Annotated in this window: 1 protein-coding gene; it reads right to left on the bottom strand. The window is 25.9% G+C overall.

Features of this window, described 5'->3' with window-relative positions; genetic code table 11:
• The coding region (locus tag PTI45_RS24000; RefSeq protein WP_175425099.1) for a hypothetical protein at positions 1 to 1,403 on the bottom strand (1,403 nt) is incomplete at both ends.

The following is a 1,403-nucleotide window of genomic DNA, read 5'->3' on the forward strand; positions in this document are numbered from 1 at the left end:
TCTTACATTTATTATTGTAATTTCTTCATCTTCATTGAATGTAGTTGTGGTGATTTTGGAAGTGTGGTTAAATAAATAAATTTCTAAATTTTTTAATTCGAAAACTTTTTCTTTTTCTTTTGCAATTAAAAAATGTAACATATTTAAATAATCTAAAACTTTTTCTTTTCCTAACTTTATGGCAAGTTGTTTATCTGATTCAAATACATTAATATCATGTACTACTACCCAAGTGTGACTATCTAATATTTTTTCATCTATATTTACTGAAACATTTCTCTCATCAAAATCCATTCTATAGTTTTTAAACAAAGGACCAGAAAGAAAGTCGATATTGGCTACTTTTAATTCACTAAATGAATTTTTAATATATAAACCACTGACTAAAAAAGCTATAGAATAATTATTACGTTGAAAATTACCAAATGGTATTAATAAAAAGTCATTCATCACCTCTTTATCAAACAAACCTGATATCGATGGGATCATGCCACTAAAATAATTTTCTTGATCAAGACATGTAGTAAAAATATCACATAGCCGAAAGGCAATATCATCATAAAATCGTTGTTGTTCAATCTTTAACTTTTTTTCTTCCTCAAATTCATTTATAGCTTTGAATATTTGAGCATACTTCAACACATAATCTTTCGTCCATAATTCAATAAGCATTTCCCTTTCAGAATTTTCAAAAATAGACCTGAGAGAATTCCGCTTCTCATTTTGAAATTCTAAATAAGATATGCTTTCTAATTGTTGCTTTTGCATATTCTCACTAAAGTCTCTAGTATGTTTGTATGAATAATTATTTAGTGTTTCTGCGATTTCCCACTCAATCAGACTAGAAAAACCTCTTAACAATTTATCAAATGGAATTGACTTCGAATTAATAGGGATGTTGTATGTTATTTTTTTTTGAATTTCAACACTAAACATAACTTGTAAATCATCTACTCCCTTTTTAACTCTGTCAGTTGATAATACTCTGTTCTCAACTCCATTTAACAACTTTGATCTTACTTGTAATAGCTTATAGTACAACGGAATACTAAAAAACACATCTGTTATAAAGTTATTAGAATGCTTGATATTCTTTAATTCTCGTTTGAATGGTTTTTTTAACTTAATATAATGTAAAAAGTTATTTTTATAGTTTTCCGCCTTATATTCATTCTTCAAATGATTGTCTGATTCTTGGTTTAAAGAAATTACCAAATGGTTTTCTATGCGAGAAGTTAGAATTTCATCAAGTAATGAAATAATTACATCTAAAGATAAAGCATTGTGTAGAGCAAATAAATCAACTGTTATACCTTCGAATTCTTGATTTATATAAGAATTAATTAGTATTAAATCTTCATTTTCTTCGACTATATTTAATTTTTCTTTTAGATATATATATT

The sequence above is a fragment of the Paenibacillus nuruki genome, assembly GCF_001721045.1.
In the GTDB taxonomy this organism is placed as follows: domain Bacteria; phylum Bacillota; class Bacilli; order Paenibacillales; family Paenibacillaceae; genus Saccharibacillus; species Saccharibacillus nuruki.